Here is an 18,611-nt window from a genome sequence, read left to right on the forward strand (position 1 = left end):
TGTTTTTTGAAAATTTAACAGCCCTAAATCATTTCAATTAAAATTCTTTTGTCACACTCAGACCAGCGCTCCAGTTCCGCCCTTCTGCCGGCTCATAATAACGTCCTTCTGGTCTACTACTTTCATTAACAATCACCGAACCAGAATAATCTTTATCAAACAGGTTATCGACACGCGCAAAAGTATTCACCGCCCAATCTTGCATTTTCCAGTGATAACCTACATTGGCACCAGCGACTGTGTAGCTTGGCGCATATTCAGTATTGGTATCATTGACATAAATACGATCTGAGTAACGCACGTCTAAACCCGCACTCAAACCATTTTCAGGTTTCCAGCCTAAACTTAAAAATGCCTGATTTTTGGCAATCCCCGGAATATAGTTTCCTGATTCAACTCTCGACACTGCAATACTGCCATTCTGATTTAAAATTTCAGGAATATCTGCATCAAAAGTTGCATCTATATAGCTATAGCTGGCTTGAGCAGTGAGATCACGCCAAAGGTTTTTGTTCCAGGAGAGTTCAACACCTTCTCTTAAAGTTTTATCGGCATTACGGAAAGTAGAGCGACCATTATCATTTTCTGCAGAGACAATATCATTCTCAGTTTGGGTTTGGAAAATAGCAACAGTAAAATCACCTAATGTACTTACAGACTTTAATCCCATCTCATAGGTTTCACTTTCTGCTGCTTTTAAACTGAAGCTACGGTTTTCTGCAGTATTTGCAGGATAAGACATTTCGGTAAAGGTCGGTGTTTCAAAGCCTTGTGCATAACTGGCATAAGTCATCAGCTCAGGTAAAATCTGCCAGCTTAAGGCCATGGATGGCAATAATTTCTGATAATCGGTTTTACCTGAATTATCGCCATTCGCAAGAAACTTGTCTTTAGATTTGAAATGTACATTGCTATAGCGCAGGCCGACATCCAATGTCCAATCGGGAGCAAAGTGATAAGAAGCTTGCAAATACGGATCTAAATTCCATAGGGTATTGTCTTCATCTCGACGCAGTTCACCTTTAACCCCCAAGCGATCACCTAAAAAATTTTGATAGCCTTTACGATCTTCAGACATGGCATCAATGGCGACACCAGCAATCAGTTTAGTATTGGGCAGAATATCCTTACCTGTCCAGCGTAAATCTGTCCCATAAAAATTACGGTTAAAGTCAATTACACCACCCGGGTGGTTTGCTGCCTGCTGAATAGTCCTAGGAATACAAATATTCGTATCTTTCACATATGCACACTTCGGAATAGACTGATATTGTGTAACTTCACGCTGTCCCCAATAGGCCATACCATACAGTTCATGCTGGTCATTGATCGGTTTATTCCAGGTTAGACCCGTTTGAACCTGTTCAATTTCTTTGCGCGCATTGAAATCTAATACATTTTTTACTACCTGTTTAGGATTGGCCTTCCTCTGCTCTCGGGTTAAACCGCCCGGATCATCCGCTGCAATTTTGACATAGTTATTCATCCAGTTGATTTTAGAGCCATCTTCCAGATCCCAGGTCAGCTTGGCATTGCTCAGCACTTTATGCGCGCCGCTATGCTCCCGAAAACCGTCAGTATCAAAATAAGAGGAGCTAATGATATAAGCTGGTTCATCGGCATTTTCTGCACCGCCTTGCAAAACCAGCTTGGTCTGCCCTTTGTTCTGGCTCCCTGCAGAATGCCCCAGTTCAATCGAGTCAGCACCTTGCCCCTCTCGCGTGGTGGTTAAAATCGTCCCACCGGAAGAGTTGCCATACAGTGATGAAAATGCACCACCCAATACTTCAATATGATCCAGACTATTCAAATCAATATTCGAGGTTTGCCCCTGCCCATCCGGCATTGTTGCAGGGATTCCATCTACATATAAACGCACACCACGCACACCAAAACTGGAGCGAGCGCCAAAGCCTCGCATCGAAATTTGTAGGTCCTGGGCATAGTTTTCACGGTTATTTAACTGTAATCCCGGAACGCCTTTTAATGTTTCTGAAAGGTTCACATTCATACTGTTATCTTGTTCTTGATTTAGATAATACACTGACGCCGGTGTGGTCAATCGCTCCCGATCGGTACGGGTCGCTTGAATGACAATCGTGTCTAACCTTTGGACTTCTTGTGTGTCATTTTCTGCATAAATATTCTGACCTACGCAAGCAATCAGGCAGGACAAGGTCGATCTCACAAATGGAAGTTTCGGGCTTTGATACATAAATGACAGGCCTTATTTGAAAGTGGTTTAATGCGGCAAATACCTTATCGAGATGGCGTACATCTCATGATTCAATTCATTTTGTTTTAAGCATCGATATCCAATAAATGCGTTGATTCGATGACATATAGTTCGCTCAATGGATAGAAAAACTTTGAGCTTAAAATTCTGTGTTCGGTAAATTCAGACTTGATTAGTCCTTTATCTGAATAGCACTGAAAATCAGCCATATACAAAGAATATTATTTTAATGTGATCTGAATAAAATTGAGCTTTCAGAAACAAATCAACATCATTTCTCTGTGTCCTTAAAACTCGATGTAGGCATTCAACAATAGCGTATAAAAAAGCCTGACGAATCAGGCTTCTTCATACTTAATTAAAGGTTCAACTATTTATTGTCTGGCAAGGCATAAGCCACCAGAGAGTCGCCCATTTTGGTGCCAAAGGAACCATGACCACCGGCCATAATGACCACATATTGCTTACCATTGGCTTCATAGGTCATTGGCGTAGCCTGACCACCTGCAGGTAGACGACCTTTCCATAGTTCATCACCGTTGTTCACGTTAATGGCACGGATGTAGTTATCTTGAGTTCCACCCACAAACATCACGTTGCCCGCAGTTGAAATAGGTCCACCCAGCATCGGCACACCCATTTTGAATGGCGGCAATGGAATGCCTGGCATACTGTCACGAATGGTACCGATACGGCGTTTCCAGGCCACTTCATGAGTATTTAAGTCCACACCTGCAACAAAGCCCCATGATGGCTGTTTACACGGCAGCCCAAACGGAGACAGGAACGCACTGATTTCAACGCCATAAGGCACGCCATACATCGGTTGAACGCCGGCTTCTGTGCCTGCACCTTTAGCCGTCTTAGGACGGTTCGGATCTTGAGGAATCAGTTTTGATACAAATGGCAGGCCAATCGGGTTGGTCAGTGCAATTTGACGGTCCGGATTCACCGACATACCACCCCATTCAAACACACCCAGGTTACCCGGGAAGACCAGCGTCCCATTTTCAGAAGGTGGGGTATAAATGCCATCGTAATTCAATTTGTGGAACGCAACACGGCAGACCAACTGGTCGAACATGGTCGCACCCCACATCTGTTTATCGGTCAGTTTATCTTGTGGCGCTAGGTTAAAATCAGAGAACGGTTGAGTCTTAGAATAGAACTCGCCTTTAGTTTGAGGACCGCGTTTCACAGATTGTGGTACCGGTTTCTCGGTAATCGGTACAATGGCTTTACCATTACGACGATCCAGCACAAAAGCATTCCCGGTTTTGGTCAAGACATAAATGGCTGGAACCATATTGCCGTTTTTGTCTTTAATCTCGGTCAATGTCGGCTGTGAAGGTACGTCCATATCCCACAAATCATGATGGGTAGTCTGGAAGTTCCATACCAGCTTACCGGTCGTCGCATTCAGGGCCAGCATCGAGTTGGCATAACGCTCGTCCAGTTCAGTCCGGTGACCACCGTAAATATCCGGTGTACCGACACCCGTTGGTACGTAGACGATATCCAGCTCTGCATCATAGGCCAAAGGTGCCCATGCATTAGGTGAATTATGTACAAATTTTTGACCCGGTGCAGGAATCAAATTCGGATCTTCAGCGCCTGTGTCAAATACCCAAAGCAGTTCACCGGTATTGACATCATAACCACGGATCACACCTGACGGCTCTTCAGTTGAATAGTTATCTGTAGTTGAACCCGCAATAATGATCGTAGTGCCGGTTACTACAGGCGGTGAGGTTGGAATATAACCGCCTGGATATGGGAATGGCATATCTTTTTGCAGATCGACTTCGCCATTTTTACCAAAATCAGAACAGACTTTACCGGTGGTCGCATTGACCGCCACTAAACGCCCATCATTGACCGGTAAAATGACTTTTTGTGGACATTCAGCAGAGCTGCTTTTTTTCGCAGCGAGACTGCTTTCAAAACCAGCCGTATTGTTGACATCATAATAAGACACGCCACGACAGGTTAAATGCTGATAGGTATGATCAGCTTTCAGCTTTGGATCATAGGTCCATTTCGCCTTACCTGTTGCCGGATCAAGCGCAGTCAATTTCTGGTGAGTGGTACAGATGTACATGTTGTCACCCACCTTGATTGGGGTAACCTGATTGGTGGTTTCACCCGAGTCATTTTCAGTCTTGAATTCGCCCGTGTGATATTCCCAAGCCACCTGCAAATCTTTGACATTTTCAGTATTAATCTGCTTTAACGGTGAATACCGTAAACCGGACTGGGTACGACCATAAGCAGGCCAGTCTTCATCTGCCACACCGGGAATTGGCTGGTGAGTTGCAGGCTGCTGGGATTTTAATTCACCGCGAATTTCTTGCGGGTCATTAAATACAGCATAAATCATGACGGCAATAGTAATGGCCAATGAAGCACCCAAGGCAATTTTCGCACCTTTGCTTTGATCAAAGCCACGTGTTACTGCCGGAATCAGCAGGGCCAGACCAAACAGCCCTAAAATATCTAAACGCGGCGCAAGTGCAAAGAAATCTGAACCGACTTCCCACAGCCCCCACACCACTGTCGCCAAAACGAATATGGCATAAACAAGGAGTGCAGCACTTTTTCGTTTATACAAGAGAACTGCGGTCGCAATAAAGAGAATACCTGCAATGATGTAGTACCAAGACCCACCCAGCACTGCAAGATAAATCCCTCCAATCAGCAGTCCTATACCGAAAACAGCGGCAATGACCGCTAAAATCGTTTTCAGTACTGAACCTGATGATGAAGTATTCATATTGAACACCTATAAAAGTTTTTTTGAAAGTCCATGCACATGACAGGCATGAGCACCCTTATTGTTAAATTCTGAGTTATAAATACATCAATGTCTTAAGCAAGCATTGCCCATTACTGCAACAAAGCACCTAGAGATTCAATAGTGTATTTGCAACTAAAAACTATATTTTAAAATGACGTATTAAACTTGATTCCGCCCACCCAGACATTTTCACCATCTTTATATGCACCGACGTGACGCACATATTGCACATTCGGGCGAATGGTGAGCCAGTTGGTGGCATGCAAGCCATAATAAATTTCTGCATCGATTTCTTGATGACGGTCAGCACTGACATCGTCATTCATGTTGATGCGTGCAATACCAAATGCGATTTCATCTTGAGGGCGTGAATCCATTGCACCCTTATAAACCAGCCCGATATTTTGCATATCACTGACATTATTGGTTTTGGAGTCATGCACTGTCGCATTCACAAAGCCGGTCAAACCACGCGAAGCATCTCCGTCATGTGCAGTTAATTGTTGCTTGGCAACAATCCAGCCCCCATGGTGATGATCGGTTTGATCTGGATTGGAAATGACTTCAGCTTCCGCCGTGCTGTAGTAATAACCGGCGCGGTATTCACCTGGCAATTTTTGTGTGCCCAGTTTAGGCGTCCAGACCACTTCTGCAGGAAGCATTGCCCCTTTGGAGCCGTCCGTACTCAGATTAAACCCTTTACCACGTTCCAGATTCTCAGGGTTGTATTCATAAACACCGACCTGGGCATAAAATTCAGGGTTAATGTTGTATTTGACTCGTGCAGCCCATTGGCTTACCGGCCAGTTGTACCACTGATCGCCAACCCAATTCCCGACTTGTGAACCGCATAGGGCCAGATTCTGGAAATCGCAGTCAAAACTGTTGAAGTCTTCGCCTTCACCAAAGCGTCCGACTTTCACATCCAGTTTTTGTTCCAGGAATTTTTTCTTGATCCATAAATCAGTCAGACGCCAGGTTTGACCACGGCCCCAGACCTCTTGCACTGAACTCAGATGGTCGTTTAAAGCAGCAGTGCTTTGAGACAGTGACTGACCATTACGCTGGGTGACAGTAATTTGCGCTTCGGTATCTTGCCAGCCTGCAATCTTTGCCAGATCCAGATGTGCCCCAAAAACAAACTGGTCCGCATATTCAGTTCTATGGTTTGAAGATCTTTGCGCATCAATCAAGCTTGCCATTTCACCCGTATAACCAAAACTGAAATCATAGCCCTGATTTTGGAGTGCTGTACGTTGCCCGTTCCAGTCACCGAGCATCCACGGGCTTTCCGAACTGAAAGCAGCTTCAGCATGCACAGTGGTCGTGGTTAAGATGAAAGAGGCACAGCAAAGGTAAACGGCCTTCGATAATGGGGAGAGATACATTGAATGTGATACCTTCATCACAATATGAAGCTTTTTATTATACGCCTGTTGATTTTAAAAAATCGTTACTAATAGATAAAAAGTATGAATAAAATGTTATATTTATTAGTATTATTATATGCTTTTTGTAAATTTAAAATTTATAAGTATCTGTTTATCATCATATTAAATTTAACAACATCAAACCATAGTTCCAAAGAAAAATTTGATATTCATCAGATAGATTTAGCTTTAATTTCTTATAAAAGATTCAGAGATAAATCAGCTCCATTACTATTTAATTTTCTTCATTTCAAATCATGCAACGCTACATTTTTTGTTGATTGAATACTGAATCACTATTGCGATAAGGCTTTTAAAAACATGAAAAAATTATTGTCATTTCACCATAAACTTTTAAAAATTAGATTATGCTAAAGTTATTCTGATAAGAAATTGCGTCGCTTTAAAACAATAATCTAGCTTAATAGACGAGAACAAGCATGAAAGGTTCAATCCTTGATTTTTCTATTCAACACAATACCGGTTTTATCTCGGGGGATGATAATCAGCGCTATAGCTTTAATGGCGCGGACTGGCGTAGTGAGCGTCCACCTTCACGCGGTGATCGGGTCGATTTTATCGTCAATACTACAGGTGAAGCCTCTGAGGTTTATTTAACCTCAGGCAGTTCTATTTATCTGGGAGAAAAAATTTCCAGTCAGCTTGGCAAATATTCAAATCTGGATCAAGCCGAGGAAAATTACAGCAGCATTGACTGGTTTGTAAAATGTCTGACCAACTATGCAAACTTTTCCGGCCGTGCACGCCGTAAAGAATTTTGGTTCTTTATGCTGTTTTGTGTAATTTTAGGCATTGTTGCTGAGGTAATTGATACAGTTTTAGGCACTAAACCGCTGGTGAATAGCCTGCTTAATCTGGCACTTCTAGTCCCAAGTCTGGCCGTTGGCGCGCGTCGGTTGCATGATGTAGGACGTTCTGGTTGGTGGCAATTACTGACGCTTACCGTGATTGGCATACTGGTACTGATCTGGTGGTGGGCAACTGAAACCAAGCAACAAAACAATGAGTATGGTGCTCCTGCCAAATAACCGAACCTTACAAATCCCGTCTTGATGCGGGATTTGTTTATCGATTATTTAATGACTAAATATCAGCAAAATCAGACTTTCTCCATGCTGCAAGATCAATTAGTGAAATTTCCAGATGCTGTATGGGTGCAAATCTATAAAGATAAAATGCAGCTGATGAATATAGATGGCACGATTACGCATACTCTGCTACCCGATGTGCCTTATGCCCATCCGCGGAGTATTATTGCCGACTTTGATGCAGCCGCGGTGACGCTGAAACGGCTGTTACCATCGTCAATGATGAAGAAACTATTTAGCTCTATAGCACTGCTGCAAATTATGGATCTGCCTGAAGACGGTTTAACCGAAGTTGAAAAGCGCGCGTTACTCGAACTCGGTTATGAAAGTAGCGTGCAAAATGTCATCCTGTTTGACCATGCAGGAAATGCACTGACCAAAGCCAGAGTTCCACCCCAACATCGAATGACGATCATCAATATTTTACTGGTGATTATCATTATGGTGGTGTTGGCATCGACCTGGTTTTTGACGCTTTAAATGTTCTTGTAAGAGCAAAAATCCCGCACGCTGCGGGATTTTTATTGAGATAACAATCTAATAAGAGAGTTAATCTGTATAGATGTAGCAGCTTATAGACAAAATATCTCTAAAAATCAGCTCAAATAAAATAAGCAAAAATTAGGGTTTATTTAAAATAATCTAGCAACTGATTAAAGCGGTCTATTTGATATTTAGGCTGTGCCAGTGCTAACTCTTCCTGACTACCATAACCATAATTTACCGCAATAGTATCAATACCATTTTGACGGGCACCAAAAATGTCATGCTCACGGTCACCCACCATCAGGCATTGATCGGCCTGTAATTTTTGCTGCTCTAAAATATACTGAATCAGCTCAGCTTTATTGGTTCGCTCGCCATTCAGCTCACTACCATAAATGTCGGTAAAATACTGGGCCAGATCAAAATGTTCCAGAATCTGTTTGGCATACACTGTCGGTTTTGCTGTAGCGACAAACAAGCGATAACCACGGCGTTTCAGTTCTGCCAGCGTTTCTGCTACACCCTCAAAAACATGATTTTCATAGAGACCCTTGACTGCAAAGCGCTCCCGATAACCCATCAAGGCCTGTTCAGCCAGAACATGATCGGCCTCAACATTTAAAATTTTGGCAAGCGAGGCTTTTAAGGGCGGACCAATAATCCAGTCGATATTGATCTCGTCACTAATCGGATGACCGATCTTTTCCAGACCATAGCGTGCAGACGTCGTAATCCCCACTTTCGGATCGGTTAATGTCCCATCCAGATCAATTAAAATATTCTTAATCACCGCCTATCCCCTCTCATCAGCACCGATATAAATTAATATCGAGAGTTCATTCAAATTTGCCTATACTAATGCAATTTTAGTGAATGAAGGACATCATTTTGCGCCCTACCGTACTTTGCTTTTCCGGTTTAGACCCTTCAGGTGGAGCCGGCCTTCAAGCAGATATTGAAGCTATTGGTCAAAGTGGTGCACATGCGGCAATTGCCTGCACAGCCCTCACTATTCAAAATTCACAGCAGGTTTTTGGTTTCGAAGCCACTTCCAGAGAATTGCTATTGGCACAGGCCAATGCGGTGGTCAATGACCTGCCCATTCGTTGCGTAAAATCTGGCATGTTAGGCACCACAGACAATATCGTGGCTCTGGCCGAGTTTCTGACTGTACATCCAGATTATCTGTATGTGCTGGATCCGGTTTTGGTCGCCAATAGTGGCGGCTCGCTGGGTAATCAGGAAACGCTGGTCAAAGCATTTACCCAGCTGATTCCATTAGCCACTATCTTAACGCCGAACACGGTTGAACTACGCGCCCTGACGGGTGAGCAAGACCTCAAACTGGCCACTCAAAAATTATTTGAAATGGGTGCACAGGCAGTTTTGGTCAAAGGTGGCCATGAAGATACGCCAGATTACATTCAGAACAGCCTATATATCGCAGGTGAGCTGGTCAACGAAACTCGCTGTCCACGTCTACCAGGTGAATATCATGGTTCAGGCTGTTCATTGGCCAGTTTCATAGCCGGACGTCTGGCCATGGGCGACCAGTTAAAAACTGCAGTACAGTATGCTGAAACCTGGCTATTTGGAGTATTAAAAAATGCTGAAATTCCTGTTCCAAATGGCCAGAGAATTCCAAAGCGTTTTTAAAATCACATGTTTTAAAATTAAAAAGCCTGAATGCGTCAGGCTTTTTTTATCGCTGCTATTTTATAAACAATACTATTTGGCCTGATAAATGACTTTGCTTACGTAGGTCGGTAAATTCCAAGCACCACCGGCGAAGCCTTTACATTGCACGGTCAGACTACTGAAGCTTTTGACAAATTTCTTGCCATTCCAGGCCCATTCGTCCTGACTCAGACAATCACCCAAACCACGTACTTTATGCCCAGAAAATATCTGGCCTTGGCTAAATGTTTCTCCCGAGGTGGTTACTAGCTGTTTCAGTTGCTTATTTTGATCCATCAGCCAGAAGCCACTACCCATATTATAAGCCCCGCGCCAGCACGGCACCTGAACCAGCTGATTCTGGGCATTAATGGGATAAATGGTCATGACATCATCATTGAGAAAACGCTGGCTAAACAGCAAATCACATTGATCCTCGTTGGTGGTGGCTTTCAGTTTTCGAATCATCTGCTGACTGGCTGCCGTATTCAATTTCGCTTGAGTGACTTTGCCTGACTGATATTTTGGTATCTGAATTTTCGGTATCGCTGCAGCTTTGAGCACCGCCTGATTGGATTTTTTCCCCGGCCTGATCAAGGCTGAGGGCGTAGAAAGTCGACGCTGAAATTCATCCATATTCAGTAAAACGGCACTGGCACCGGCGGTCGATAAGTTCCAGCGTGATTGCGCATTTTTAAATATCACTGGACTCGTTCCCTGCACTGCTTTCAGCAAGGCACGCGTTTGACTGCTATTGAGTTGCCCTATTCCTTCCCGATTGAGACCAATCACGCCATAAGGTGTGCTGGCAATTTGTAGCTGAAGCTGTCGTGTGGGTGTGGCAGCAGCTAAGGGTAAAATCTGGACTTGGGCTTTGATAACACTGTTTACACCCGCAGCACGCTCCAATAAAACTGAAACTGGCTGATCAATATCTTGATCCGATTGATAACCGGCAGCGCGGCAGGTGCCGGTATTATCACAGGCAATTTCCCAGTCTTTATGTGAAAAATGCAGTCCCTGCATGGCCGCTAGACTTAATGAGCTGATACTGGCTAGACCAAATGTGATACTCATGATTTTGATGCTGTAGATCCATTTTTGTTTCATCATTTAGTCCTTATTTAAAATGCTTGCCGAGGTGGCTGGCTGCATCTGCTCAATCTGCTTCTGTTTATCTTTTTTCTTACGCTCGTTGCTCAAAGTCGCCATTAAATCCTGTGCCAAAGCCTTAAGCAGAATCATATCTTCGGCCTGCATCTGTCTCGGTTGTTTATCCAGCAGACACAGACTCCCAAGCGCAATTCCATTTTTATCTTTTAAGGGCACACCGGCATAGAAACGGATATGATACTGTCTTAATTCTGACAGATGTGGAAAGCGCGGGTCACGCTGCAAGTCTTCTATCACCAAAGGTTCATTCTGATAGAGCAGATGGGTGCAGACTGAATCCTTGCACATTTGCTGGGTTGCCTCCTGGGTAAAAGGACTGACTGGAATATACATTTCATGCTGATTCAGCCAGGAAATTTGCGCGTAGTCGACATCAAAAGCCTGACGGGCTTCTTCAATATATTGTTTATAAAGGATCTGATGAAAGTGATCTAATAATCCCAACTCATTTAAAGCCTGCTGCCGTTCTTTTTCATTCTTGATCTCCAGATTCTCAAACCAGCTTTCCCCTTCATTCAAGGTATAAGTTTCGATAGTCAGAATCAGATCATCGACATTATTGACCAGTGCCTGCAGCTCAAAACGTTGTTGCAGTTCATCCAGAAGCTCCAGCTGCATCACACTCCAAGTCGCAAAAATGATTTTCAGCTCAGGATATTGCTGCGCCAGTCTATATTTCAGCAACCGGATCTGTGCCGCAGGCGCATGATGAAAAATAGACACACATAAAATCTTGATCGAAGCTGGCAGTACAATACCCTTTCCTGATTCACTCGATTGAATCAGCACATCCAGATCATTTCGGGCAGCAATATTTTTGAGATTTAGGGCATGCGCCAACATGGCAGAAATCTGGGTGTCAATTTCCCAACGCGCACCAACACAATAAACTTCGGGCTGCTCGGCACTCATCTTACTCGGATAGGCTTTTTGGAAAGCATGATTAAAGAACTGCAAGCCCTGATAAAGACGCAACCGGTGCTCGGCAGTAACATCGGTATCATGTCCTTGCGAATAAATCCGAATAGCTGGAATGGCCACTTCGCCATAGAACATTTGTACACGGCGGGCCACCTCCTCCGCACAGGGCTTTTTTGGCAATTGCGCACAGATGTAATCATTGGCTACCTGCATTGCATCATTGACTTCATCAGCCACCAGTCGTTGATAAAAGCGTTCGGAGGGTGACAATACTGGCGTACTGCCAAGCAAAGTTTTAACAAAACCCCAGTGCCGGCACGTAGTTGGACAAAACCAGCAGGCAGGCAGTCAAAGGCGTCGACAAGATCAGCCCTACCGGTCCCCAGAGGGTGGTCCAGAACGTAGCAGCCAGAATAATCGCCAAGGTAGACAGACCGGTACTTTCCCCATAAAGCCAAGGTTCAATCACGTTATTGCTGATGAGTTCCAGCACCAGAATCAAGCCCACAGTCCAGAGCACCATGTCCCAGCCCGGATCAACGGCAAAAGCCAGTGTAATCGGGAAAATAGCTGAAACGATCGGACCAACATAGGGTACAAAACGCATAACCACCGCGACCAGCCCCCACATGATCGCTGCCGGTACGCCAATCAATAACAGTCCAATCGCCATGGGAATGCCATAAGTGACATTGACCAGCAGCTGCATGCGCAAATAGGTTCCGATACTTTTGCCGGCATCATCCAGCGCATCGGTGCCGATATTCAGATTACCGCCCAAGAGTTTCAGAAAGCGGTCGTGCAGGTCTTTGCCATTGAATAAAATCAATACCATAAACAGGAACACAATCCCGATAATCGCCAGCGGATTCAGGATTTTACTCAACCAGTCCAGCGCAGCCTCTTCACTCGTTGGTTCCAAACCGACCACTTTGACATTCTGCACATTCGGGTCTTCTGTTTCCTGTTCGGATGTGTCTATCGAATCTTCGACTGTGTCAAAGGTCTGGATCGCACCGTCCCACATACTCGGTCCCTGACGATAGTTTTCGAGCATTTTCAGTTTTTGCTGGATAGTGTCCTGATATTGCGGCAGTTCCTGACTCAGCTTGCCAAGTTGCACCCCCAGATAAGTTGCAGTACCGCCCAGAAATGACAAGGTCAAGCACATGACCAGGCCAATCGCCGCCCATTGGGGACACCCCCATCGCTTTAAACGGGAAACCAGAGGAGAAAGTAAAAATGCCAGCAGAATGGCCAAAGCCAGCGGAATAAAAATATCACGACCAAAATACAACGCCGTCATGACGACAGCAGCAATTACAAAGCCTGCCATCATTCTGAGTGCATGGTGGGTGCGCTGTCGCTCGGACTGATCCGGCATCAATACTTCAGTCTGTTGTTGCAGGTTGGCCTGTCGTGGTTTTACTTGACTGTTCTTGTTGTTATCCACCTGGAAAGTCCTAAAATATTATTCCTTCAACATAATTTAGGACTTTCTATATTTTTGTTACAAAGGTATTCCTGTAATCATTTGCAAAGATATTTCACTTAAATCTTTTCAGATGAGTGGATTAACTCACGCTTTTGATCCGGCGCATTTTCCGGGTTTCGAGTTGCACAGGGACTGAGGTATGTTGATGCAGCAATTGCCATTTGCCCTGCTGCTTGCTGAGACACATGCTGACCCGACACCAGCCCAACTGAAAAATCGGTTCAATCACCGCATAATTTACCCCTACATAACCATCGACCACAGCCAGATCATGCGTGACATGAATATTCATATTCTGCCGCTCTACACGTATTCCTTCGGGCATAAAGTGCCGATATTGTTGCCAGAGAGCCTGATAGGCTTCGACACCTTTAACTTCCATACTGACATCGACCAGACGGATCTCCGGTCGGCACAATTGAACAATATCCTGAATTTCAAGTCTGGCTATGGCATTATCCCATTCCTGAAGAAATACCATGACCTCCCGAGCCAATTGTTCATCCCCAAAAATCTGCATTAAATTTTCCTCAATCGGACAAGTCAGACCTGAAATCTGGGATTCAATCAACTCACCCGATTTCTGATCTTTTGTTCTTATTATTTTGCCTATGCTAAAGCGTTATTCTCGCTTTGCTCTTCCCACTGCCGGATTGGATACAGCTCACCTGAAGATTATTTTTTAAATTATTTTTATTTCAATCAGGATGAATATGCTGTTTCTAAATTGGATGATTCAAAAATCAGCAGCGATTAAAAGTTACTTTAGAACTTTTATTGCATGCCTGTAAATGACATAAAGCGTCATTTAAAAATAGAAATAATTTTAGATCTGAATAAGATAGCGGGCTGTTACAGACCAAGTCGATCTGTTTATAAATTTCGTATGGCATTAATAAAGTTTTAAGGCATTTGATCCATGTGATATCAGCAGATAAAAGCCATCATTCAGATAATGGCTTTACTATAGGTCTGCTTTGGCATTTCAATGATTTCGACACAAAGCTGTATTTTTAAGTCTGGCTGGGCCGCAATATATTACTGCATGACGTCGAGCACCAATTCGGAAATTGCCTGACGAACTTCGACACTGCGCCCGCTCAACAGTGAAACTTTGGCATGCACATAGGCCTGATCTGTAACAACATTCAGTCCAATCACATAATCCTGCTGCATAATCGCACGACTTTTTAAATCATTGGGATCGGTGACATGGCCGGCGTTAAAAAGTGCCTGATGGATAGCAACCAATAAGGGTTTGATCTCGATATGTTGCAGATTGTCAGAATATTCCAGATGCAAGTGCGGCATTAAAGTGGTCTCAAATCGAAATGCGAGGATCAGGGCGGCAGGAAAATGATTAGCCCAGAATTTCAGCAATAATGAGAATAATACGAATCATCAACCGTATTATTCTCTCGTCAGAATTTTAGTCTAGGGCTAAATTTAAGCTTTCTTGACATATTCGGATTTAAGTTTCATCGGGCCGATTCCCTCGATTTTACAATCGATATCATGCCCATCGGCAGCATCAGGCAACAAACGGATACTTTTGACTTTAGTGCCCACTTTCACCACTGAAGATGAACCTTTGATTTTCAGGTCTTTAATCACCGTTACACTATCACCATCTGCCAGCACATTGCCATTGGCATCCTTAATGATCACTTGTTCTTCAGTGACTTCACCTTCTTTCCACTCGTGTGCGCATTCAGGACAGATCAGTAGATCACCATCTGCATAGGTATATTCAGATTGACATTTTGGACAGTTTGGCAGACCCATAAGAACCTCGAAAAAAGAGAAAAATTAAATAAATGAAACAAATAAGCTCACAGTATAGCATTTTTGTCAGGCGCGCTGATGGAGAGGACATTGGGATGAAACCAACACAGGAGATCCAAGGAATTAATTGTCTGAAATCTGCGGATTAACCAGCAAAGACAGGAGTTGCAGTGATTCCTGCCAACTCAAATGACATACCGCTGGCGGCACCACATCCGGATAACCCACCTGAATAATGTGTAAACCGGTACCGATTGACACTTTTTCAAAGATGATCGTGACCTCTATTTCACCCTGCAATTCGGGGGTAGAAAACTGATCGGTATAGCGCAGCAGCTGATTGGGAATGACCTCATGATAAATGCCATGAAAATGATGTTGGGTTCCGGTAGAAAAATTGGTAAAGGTCGTTTTATAGCTGCCGCCGGGTTTGACTTCCGCATGTTCTACTTTGGCAATAAAGCCATGTGGTGCCAGCCATTTGGCCAGTGCATCCGGATGTACAAAGGCACGATACACCCGCTCCGGTGGTGCACTAAACACACGATGCATTTTTAAGGTGTAACTCATTTTTTCTTGTCCTTTGTTCTTATTATTAGATCTCTTGCGAAAGTAAAAAATTGTTTATACTAGCCCCATGAAATATGAAAATTTAACTCGATTTAATGATGGGGAATTTAAACGACTCGTTGGAGTTCCTCGTCCATTATTCTTAAAAATGGTATCGGTGTTACAACACGCTGAACTTGCCAAGAAAAAATCTGGAAGGCCGCATTCTTTGTGTTTAGAGGATCAATTATTGTTAACTCTAAACTACTTACGCTGTTATAGGACTCAAATTGAATTATCCGCTGACTATAATCTTGCTGAAAGTAATGTGAATCGTACTATTCATAAAGTTGAAAATGCTCTGATTCAATCACGGATTTTTGCATTACCCAAACGGAATCAAAAGTTTAGTGAAGGTGATTATGTGATCGTTGATGTCACTGAGTCACAGATTGAGCGTCCCAAAAAAACAAAGAAAATTCTATAGCGGTAAAAAGAAGAAACATACGCTAAAAACACAGGTCATTTTTAACCCAAGACTAAAGCAAATTGTAAGTATACAGGTCGAAAGTGGCAGAAAACATGATCTGACGATTGCGCGTAAGTATTTTAAGGAGATGATCATTTATCCTTGTATTATGGCAGATTTAGCCTATAAAGGATTTCATCAGATTAAGAGTAAGTTACTCATTCCAATCAAGAAACCTAAGAATTTATCATTACCCAAAATAGCAAAACAGATCAACCAAGAAATCAGTCGGCGTAGGATCACAATTGAACATATCAACGGCAAACTTAAATATTTTCGGATATTAACAGAACGGTATAGAAATAGACGGAAACGATTTGGTCTAAGAATGAATTTAATTGTTGGAATGGTGAATTGGATGCTCTTGAATTAACTTTCGCAAGAGATCTATTTTTTATTGCGGGATATTCCCTGCATTTGTTGTGACTAAATCCTCAGCATCATCAGCCTGAGTTAAGTACTCATTTGAGTTATTTTATCCAGTTTTGAGCTGGCTATATATAATGAGTATGTATCTATACTCAAGCTCAAACCTTCGTATAGCAATTAAAGAGTAATAAAAAAAACCCGGCAGCACCGGGTTTCTTACTTTAAATCATTTAAATACAAGCATGCTCAGCTACTACGCAGGCTGCTCTCTTCGTCATCCAGCTCATCATCATAGACATAGGCCATACAGCCCCAACCATCATATTCACCCTGAAATTGTGCAGCGATTTTGCTGAACCATTGTTCCAGATCCACGATATCTTCGTAGGCAGGCTCCATATATACATAAATCGTGATGATCCATTCCAAGGTATCGCTATCTTCGTCCTGAAACAGGCTGATTTTTTGCTCTTCTTTTAATAGATGCAAGGCACAACGATCTGCCTGCGCTTCATCCGCAAAGGCAATCGAAAATTCAATTTCGTGCGCTTCTTGCAAGTCGTCGCCATCCTGATGCATTTGCCACAGTACATTGCCATTTTCATCGTCAGGGAATTGATTGTAATCACGTGACATAGAAGTATCCTTATTATGATGCTGTTTTATTCTGCATTTAAGATTAGCTGATTTTTGTACCATTATCGAGATACAGACAAAAAATATTATCTTTTAACCATAAATAAACATATGATTTTTATAAATATAAAAATAAGTAAGGGGATCAATATATTCAAGATACCTAAAGGTCAAAAATCCTGAAAAATATCAGGATTTAAACCAACTTATGGCATTCAGAATACTCTGGTAAAAATCTTCTAGCCCTATGAGTGTCATGATCTAAGCGATGTATGGATGCAGATGATCTTGTTTCAATTGCAAAACCAGTGCAGCAAACTTGAGCTCCTCTAAACGCAGATCAAGATAGGATTCTTGAATCATCGCCTGACTCAGTGCCTGCCCGGTATAATTCAGCAAGACATAATCATCCTTTAAGGCTTGCAATATCTCGCCCAGATTTTCTGTGCTTAATTGAGAGAGATATAAATCTGCCTTACAGTTGAAAGCCAGACTAAGGATTTCAATAGTACTTCGACGGCGATTGTCGTCGACATAATTACAGCTCGCCACCTGCTGTTTTTCTATGGCCTGTTGAATTCTGTCACGGACATTGCGTAAATGCCGAACCGCATCCGTTTCGCTATAACCCTCAATCAGCTGCTCTAAAACCTGTGTTGCGGGAAGCTGCAAGCCGAAGCGCTGGGCCTGTATTTTATGCTGTAAAGCACTCAATACCTCTTGCAAGCGATGCTGTTGTTTAGCCTGTTCATAATAACCGTGCAAACTTTGTCGGGCCTCCTGCTCAACCTCGGCCACGGCCTGCGCCTGAAACTGGGCAAGATAATCTTTTACTCTTGCGATATAGGCTTTGAGATCATCGATCATGATCGAAGCATCCAGCTTGGTCGCTTCAACAAAGTTTTCGGCCTGCAAAGTCCGGTTAATAATATATTGCTCGATATCCCAGATATCCTGATATTTTTTATATTTATTCAGGGCAATGTTTAAACTGCCATTTTGTACCCGCAATTGGGTGATTTCATAATTCAATTCATCGACTTGAGTTTCATAATCTGCCAATTTGCTGCGGGAATGATCCAGGTTTTCCTGTAAAAACTGGATATTGCTGCGTAATGAAGCCTGTACCTTTAAGCTCCATAGCAATGCACATATTAAAATACTCGCGAGAACGAAGAGAGCCATACTGAGCATCGTTCTTTCCTTTAACCCCGGGCAGCGCCCTAAACCATCAAATTAAAAATTTATTATAAAGTCATGATTAATTTTGCATCACTTCGGCCAGATAATCAAAGCCGTTGATCAATACTAAGTCATTCATTCATTTTATTTTTCTACAAAATTTTTATGTGCAAGTCATGTATGACTGACTACTTTCCAGCTCAAGACAAATCCATTCTGAAACAACTTACGATATTT

General features: G+C 43.0%; 16 protein-coding genes and 1 pseudogene. 4 read left to right on the top strand and 13 right to left on the bottom strand.

From position 1 onward, the window contains the following. Window positions 1-37 precede the first annotated feature (37 nt). From F995_RS05995 to F995_RS06005, 3 genes are all read right to left on the bottom strand, one after another. Window positions 38-2,215, bottom strand: a complete 2,178-nt coding sequence (locus tag F995_RS05995; RefSeq protein WP_004645896.1) for a TonB-dependent receptor — start codon at window positions 2,213-2,215, stop codon at window positions 38-40. A gap of 391 nt (window positions 2,216-2,606) precedes the next feature. Then, a complete protein-coding gene (locus F995_RS06000; RefSeq protein WP_004645898.1) occupies window positions 2,607-5,009 on the bottom strand; it encodes a glucose/quinate/shikimate family membrane-bound PQQ-dependent dehydrogenase in 2,403 nt (800 codons plus the stop codon). A gap of 170 nt (window positions 5,010-5,179) precedes the next feature. Further along, the gene (locus tag F995_RS06005; protein ID WP_004645899.1) at window positions 5,180-6,421 is read right to left on the bottom strand and encodes a carbohydrate porin; all 1,242 of its coding nucleotides are present in this window, start codon (window positions 6,419-6,421) and stop codon (window positions 5,180-5,182) included. Window positions 6,422-6,903: 482 nt separating this feature from the next. Between F995_RS06005 and F995_RS06010 the strand changes: the two genes are divergently transcribed. Continuing rightward, window positions 6,904-7,512 carry a DUF805 domain-containing protein gene (locus F995_RS06010; protein WP_004645900.1) on the top strand — a complete coding sequence of 203 codons (609 nt, stop codon included), beginning with the start codon at window positions 6,904-6,906 and terminating at the stop codon, window positions 7,510-7,512. A gap of 24 nt (window positions 7,513-7,536) precedes the next feature. Beyond that, the gene (locus tag F995_RS06015; protein ID WP_004645901.1) at window positions 7,537-8,052 is read left to right on the top strand and encodes a hypothetical protein; all 516 of its coding nucleotides are present in this window, start codon (window positions 7,537-7,539) and stop codon (window positions 8,050-8,052) included. Between the two features lie 148 nt (window positions 8,053-8,200). On the opposite strand, the gene F995_RS06020 is transcribed toward F995_RS06015, so the two are convergent. Beyond that, entirely contained in the window at window positions 8,201-8,848 is a 648-nt protein-coding gene (locus F995_RS06020) for an HAD family hydrolase (protein WP_004645903.1), read from the bottom strand. Between the two features lie 98 nt (window positions 8,849-8,946). On the opposite strand from F995_RS06020, the gene F995_RS06025 reads away from it, so the two are divergent. Next, a complete protein-coding gene (locus tag F995_RS06025; protein WP_004645904.1) occupies window positions 8,947-9,714 on the top strand; it encodes a hydroxymethylpyrimidine/phosphomethylpyrimidine kinase in 768 nt (255 codons plus the stop codon). A gap of 72 nt (window positions 9,715-9,786) precedes the next feature. Here F995_RS06025 and F995_RS06030 read toward each other — a convergent pair whose 3' ends face one another. The 7 genes and pseudogenes from F995_RS06030 to F995_RS06055 form a co-directional block, all read right to left on the bottom strand. Next, window positions 9,787-10,845, bottom strand: coding sequence for a DUF1176 domain-containing protein (locus F995_RS06030; RefSeq protein WP_004645905.1), 1,059 nt, complete (start codon window positions 10,843-10,845; stop codon window positions 9,787-9,789). Between the two features lie 3 nt (window positions 10,846-10,848). Then, a complete protein-coding gene (locus F995_RS16955; protein ID WP_228127472.1) occupies window positions 10,849-12,120 on the bottom strand; it encodes a GAF domain-containing protein in 1,272 nt (423 codons plus the stop codon). A gap of 4 nt (window positions 12,121-12,124) precedes the next feature. After that, window positions 12,125-13,282, bottom strand: a complete 1,158-nt coding sequence (locus F995_RS16960) for an AI-2E family transporter (RefSeq protein ID WP_004645908.1) — start codon at window positions 13,280-13,282, stop codon at window positions 12,125-12,127. A gap of 121 nt (window positions 13,283-13,403) precedes the next feature. Continuing rightward, the gene (locus F995_RS06040; protein ID WP_004645909.1) at window positions 13,404-13,844 is read right to left on the bottom strand and encodes a YybH family protein; all 441 of its coding nucleotides are present in this window, start codon (window positions 13,842-13,844) and stop codon (window positions 13,404-13,406) included. A gap of 428 nt (window positions 13,845-14,272) precedes the next feature. Beyond that, window positions 14,273-14,635, bottom strand: a pseudogene (locus F995_RS06045) (5-carboxymethyl-2-hydroxymuconate Delta-isomerase). A 135-nt stretch (window positions 14,636-14,770) separates the two neighbouring features. Next, the gene (locus F995_RS06050) at window positions 14,771-15,109 is read right to left on the bottom strand and encodes a zinc ribbon domain-containing protein YjdM (protein WP_004645911.1); all 339 of its coding nucleotides are present in this window, start codon (window positions 15,107-15,109) and stop codon (window positions 14,771-14,773) included. Between the two features lie 123 nt (window positions 15,110-15,232). Further along, the gene (locus tag F995_RS06055) at window positions 15,233-15,679 is read right to left on the bottom strand and encodes an SRPBCC domain-containing protein (protein ID WP_004645913.1); all 447 of its coding nucleotides are present in this window, start codon (window positions 15,677-15,679) and stop codon (window positions 15,233-15,235) included. Window positions 15,680-15,746: 67 nt separating this feature from the next. Here F995_RS06055 and F995_RS16265 point away from each other — a divergent pair. Then, window positions 15,747-16,560 (top strand): IS5 family transposase gene (locus tag F995_RS16265; protein WP_004729218.1). Its coding sequence is split into 2 segments (ribosomal slippage): window positions 15,747-16,133 and window positions 16,135-16,560, totalling 813 coding nucleotides; the frame shifts between segments, so codons are not numbered across the junction. A 242-nt stretch (window positions 16,561-16,802) separates the two neighbouring features. Here the strand turns inward: F995_RS16265 and F995_RS06070 are convergent. Next, a complete protein-coding gene (locus F995_RS06070) occupies window positions 16,803-17,192 on the bottom strand; it encodes a ribonuclease E inhibitor RraB (protein WP_004645916.1) in 390 nt (129 codons plus the stop codon). 261 nt (window positions 17,193-17,453) lie between these two features. Continuing rightward, entirely contained in the window at window positions 17,454-18,386 is a 933-nt protein-coding gene (locus F995_RS06075; protein ID WP_004645917.1) for an SNIPE associated domain-containing protein, read from the bottom strand. Between the last annotated feature and the right edge of the window lie 225 nt (window positions 18,387-18,611).

The organism is Acinetobacter sp. CIP A162, from assembly GCF_000367905.1.
In the GTDB taxonomy this organism is placed as follows: Bacteria; Pseudomonadota; Gammaproteobacteria; order Pseudomonadales; family Moraxellaceae; genus Acinetobacter; species Acinetobacter lwoffii.